This window comes from Bartonella sp. AA89HNZF, from assembly GCF_042196905.1.
Taxonomy (GTDB): Bacteria; Pseudomonadota; Alphaproteobacteria; order Rhizobiales; family Rhizobiaceae; genus Bartonella.
This window is the reverse complement of record NZ_JBHIRD010000101.1, coordinates 1-791: the sequence shown is the minus strand read 5'-3', so window position 1 is coordinate 791 and position 791 is coordinate 1. Positions and strand designations below refer to the sequence as shown.

General features: G+C 44.2%; 1 protein-coding gene. It reads right to left on the bottom strand.

The window, feature by feature from the left end:
- Nucleotides 1-655: MFS transporter (locus ACFIN0_RS09935; RefSeq protein WP_375702474.1), on the bottom strand; the 655-nt coding region annotated here is incomplete at its 3' end.
- Nucleotides 656-791: the final 136 nt, after the last annotated feature.

Here is a 791-nt window from a genome sequence, read left to right as displayed (position 1 = left end):
ACATCACCGCCACATAGGCATACCAAGTTGTCCCATAAAGCCTCTGCTTTGATTTTATGGTATTCGCTGTTTTTATCATGAGCGACGAGACAGGTTGTGCACCAAGACAACAAAACACCATAAAGCCTAGCAATGTCAAAAATCCAGAAAACAATAAAGTATAGGTATCTGATAAAAGTACAGACAGAGCACTCCCCAAAGCAGGTCCTATCATCTTTGCCGCGCTATTGATCATGTTAAGCACAGAATAGTAACGAGTCCGTCCGTTTTCAGGCACCGAATTTGCACTGAGAACGGAAATTGCAGGCATGGCTAGACTGTTGAATGTCGCTCGACTAACTCCAAGTATAATAAATCCTTGCAGACTCGTCGCCATCAATAAACCGCCAGTACAGAGTGCCCGTAACAGCAGTGACGCCCGCAACCAATGGATCATAGAACGGTGACTTACCAACATTCCAATTGGCTTAGACAGAACGATACCAGGTAATAATGTTGCCGCTCCAATAAAAGCGACGTCATATTGATCAGCTTTCCACGTGAACACAGATACGGTCAAAATCACGATATAATCAATCCAACCGCCAAATGACACCACGCCATTACCCAGCAAAAGCACCAACAAGCGATTTTTTACTGCCCCATCTCTTTGCACCAAAACACGCACCCCTTCTTTTTCGTTAGCAATACTGATTAGATGATCAATTTTTCCTCACACCCTAAAGGCACCAACAGCTTTCACGCAACAAAGCACCAACAAGCGATTTTTTACTGCCCCATCTCTTTGCACC